Source organism: Heliobacterium chlorum (assembly GCF_014502795.1).
In the GTDB taxonomy this organism is placed as follows: domain Bacteria; phylum Bacillota; class Desulfitobacteriia; order Heliobacteriales; family Heliobacteriaceae; genus Heliobacterium; species Heliobacterium chlorum.
In genome coordinates this window covers 1-1,117 of sequence record NZ_JACVHF010000106.1, presented here as the reverse complement: position 1 = coordinate 1,117, position 1,117 = coordinate 1, and the positions used below count along the sequence as shown (strand labels likewise).

2 protein-coding genes are annotated in these 1,117 nt (G+C 49.1%); both read right to left on the bottom strand.

Annotated features, from left to right (window positions below; all coding sequences use genetic code 11):
- Positions 1-239: hypothetical protein (locus H1S01_RS22825; RefSeq protein WP_207732444.1), on the bottom strand; the 239-nt coding region annotated here is incomplete at its 3' end.
- Positions 239-1,117: phage tail protein (locus H1S01_RS22820; protein ID WP_207732442.1), on the bottom strand; the 879-nt coding region annotated here is incomplete at its 5' end. The genes H1S01_RS22820 and H1S01_RS22825, both read right to left, overlap by 1 nt.

Below are 1,117 nucleotides of genomic sequence, written 5' to 3'. Positions count from 1 at the left end.
ACGTCCCATATATTCAAGCCACCCGTAGATCGAGCTAACTTAACGGAGTCGATGATTCCGGCGAAAACCCTCACCCCGGAAAGTTCAATGATGATTTCGTCACCCTCGGACGGCTGCACACTTTTTATCGAAAATGAACAGGTATCGACCACGGAAGTCAACACCTGTTCAATGGTAATCCCCTCTAAGAGGATGTTCGATATTTGATTCACCCCTGCGATTAAGAATCGTTCGGACATTAGAATTTAACCCCCCGGCGAATCAACTGCCGTTCCAGTTCCGCCCAGATTTCCTGCCCGTTACTACCGTGGATCGTGATGTTAAAGCTATTTCCTCGACTCCCTTGGGTGAGTTCGGGGGCGGTTAACGCCGAGGTCGCATAAGAATAACCACCTACACTTCCCACAGCCGCAGATGCCATCGCCAGCCCCGCTCCGGTCACCATTCCGGTTTCTGCATTTATACCCAGTGCAAACCCTTGGGCCGTATATCTCCCCATTTCAATCATCACGCGAGAAGGAGAATGAATATCCAGAGCTTTTGATGCCGCCGATGTGACCCGGTTAAATACGCCCAGGGCCGCAGAATATAGATAACTCGCCATGCTGGTGATCCCGTTAACAAATCCGTAAATTACGTTTTTACCCATTTCGATGGCATCATTTTTAATTAGCTGCCAGGCATCAGTAAGGGTTTTCTTAATGGTTGTCATGCAGGCCAGTAACTTTACAGGGGCTTGGGCAAAAGTGTCGTAAATCCCCTGCCAGAGTTTTATTGCTATATCCCACAGGTCCACCCTACCCGCATCCCAGATCCCTTTCAGCGTTTCCCATGCTGAAGAGATAAAGGTATTCATCGCCGTTAGCTTTTCTGTTGTCCACGATTGAATCCCGTCTAGGGTGCTGTTCCACGTTTGGGCTATGCTGCCCCATACCGAAGAAACAACATTTTGGGCGGTTGTCATGGCCCCGTTAATATCATTACGTACTGCCTGAAACGCTACGGAAGCCATGGCCGATAAGGTATTCCAACATGATGTAAGGAATTGGGTACAAGCATTCCATGCCGACGTCGTACTCTGCGTTACCCCCATCCAAATCCCCGAAAGATAACTCAC